Origin of the sequence: Nonomuraea mesophila, assembly GCF_004352805.1 — a bacterium.
Lineage (GTDB): Bacteria > Actinomycetota > Actinomycetes > Streptosporangiales > Streptosporangiaceae > Nonomuraea > Nonomuraea longispora.
This window is the reverse complement of record NZ_SMLD01000418.1, coordinates 1-482: the sequence shown is the minus strand read 5'-3', so window position 1 is coordinate 482 and position 482 is coordinate 1. Positions and strand designations below refer to the sequence as shown.

Sequence of the window (482 nt, the reverse complement as noted above, 5' to 3'; positions counted from 1 at the left end):
GTCGGGGGTGGTGCGGTGGTGGGGGTTGTAGTGAGTGGTGGCGGCGGCTGTGGTGGTCAGGCCGACGACGATCGTGTTGACCCGCACCTGTGGCGCCCATTCGGCGGCCAGGCAGCGAGCCAGGTGGTGCAGGCCCGCTTTGGCGGCGCCGTACGCGGCGGTGCCGGGTGAGGGGCGGCTGCCGCTGACGCTGCCGATCATCACGATCGCCCCGCACGAGGCGGCGAGCAGCGGGTAGGCGCGCTGCGCCACCAGGAGCGGGGCCGTCAGGTTCAGGTCGATGACACGGGCGTGCAGGCGCGGCGAGGTGCCGTCCAGTGGCGCGTACGGCGACCCGCCCGCGTTGTTGACCACCACGTCCAGCCGGTCGAAGCCGGAGATGAGCCGGTCCACGTCCTCGGGGACGCGCACGTCGGCCTGGACGAACCGGATCTCACCGGCCGCGACGGACGCGGGTGGAGTCTGGGCCGACGCATCGGCGG

The 482-nt window shown here is 73.4% G+C and carries 1 protein-coding gene; it reads right to left on the bottom strand.

The features are described 5' to 3' along the window. Nucleotides 1-482: SDR family NAD(P)-dependent oxidoreductase (locus E1295_RS48360; RefSeq protein ID WP_132642141.1), on the bottom strand; the 482-nt coding region annotated here is incomplete at both ends.